Source organism: Mycobacterium helveticum (assembly GCF_007714205.1).
GTDB classification, from domain to species: Bacteria; Actinomycetota; Actinomycetes; order Mycobacteriales; family Mycobacteriaceae; genus Mycobacterium; species Mycobacterium helveticum.
In genome coordinates, this window is the sequence record NZ_VMQU01000330.1 from 1 (window position 1) to 741 (window position 741).

General features: G+C 68.2%; 1 protein-coding gene. It reads right to left on the minus strand.

The features are described 5' to 3' along the window. On the minus strand, positions 1–723 hold a 723-nt coding region (locus tag FPZ47_RS27760), incomplete at its 3' end, for a transposase (RefSeq protein WP_210420050.1). Between the last annotated feature and the right edge of the window lie 18 nt (positions 724–741).

Below are 741 nucleotides of genomic sequence, written 5' to 3' on the forward strand. Positions count from 1 at the left end.
GGTGACCGCGTCCGGGATGACCTCGGTGGCGGCGGTCTTGTAGCCGGCGAACCCGTCCATCGCAATGACCTCCACGGCCCGGGCAAAGTCGGTGGGTTGGGCGGCCAACCACGTGGCCAGTGCGGTCGCTGAGCGTCCTTCGACCAGGTCGAGCAGGCGTGCCGGGCCGGTCTGGTCGTGGGTAGGCGTGAGGTCGATGATCAGCGTGACGAACCCCTCTGTGCCGCGACGCCGAGGCGCCCAGCGATGCTCATCGACACCGATCACCGTCACCCCGGCCAGCCGATCCGGCCCGGTTGTGGCGATCAGGCCGGCGGTCGCACGCATCGCGATGGAGCTGACAGTATGCCAGGACACCCCGAGTTCGGCGGCGATCGCCGAAATGGTGGTGCGGTCGATCATCAACCGCCGCAATACATACCGGGCACAGCGCCGCGTCGTCGATGAGCGCGGGGCCGCCAACTTGCCCAGATCCTGGTTGAACACTGCCCGCCCACACGCTGGCGTTGTGCAGCGGTAGCGAGGTAGGGCACCCTGCAGCACCAGCGGGTAGCCGGCCACCGGCAGATCCGTCAACGGCCGAGTCACAGTGTCGCGGTAGCGGCCCTCCCGGCCGCAGTCCGGACACCTGGCGTCACAGGCCACCGGCCTGCAGAAGATCGTCGTCGTCTTCTCGTCGACCGCGGCGTCGGTGATCGTCACCCCCAACTCGATGGTGCGCATGATCGTGTCGGCAACAAC